Consider the following 344-nt stretch of genomic DNA (forward strand, 5'->3'; position numbering starts at 1 on the left):
GGACTTCTCACTTTCTCGCACGTTTACGCTTCATCGTCGCATTCTTGGCTTTCACTACCCGGCCACCCTTTGCGAATCGGTAGCCTTTCTTCAGTGTGCCGTTACTTTTCATTCCTGTCTTAGCCATGCTTTTTCCCCAGTTGTACGTTCGTTTCCAGTATTGTTAGCCGCTTGTCCTGCTTGTACAGGACAATGAGCAGCGCGATCATGGTGGGCGGTAGGCCCATTGCGGTCAGTTGTTGCAGTATTTCTATCAAGTCGGTTTCCCTCTGAATTTGTGTGAGAAGAATTCCAGCAGGTATCGCACCATAGAGCGCATCCCCAGCACATCCACGACAATGGCC

1 protein-coding gene is annotated in these 344 nt (G+C 50.6%); it reads right to left on the minus strand.

Features of this window, described 5'->3' with window-relative positions:
• Nucleotides 1–119 precede the first annotated feature (119 nt).
• On the minus strand, nucleotides 120–344 hold a 225-nt coding region (locus tag ACYP03_RS24960; RefSeq protein WP_459782520.1), incomplete at its 5' end, for a hypothetical protein.

The organism is Photobacterium sp. R1 (assembly GCF_054600795.1).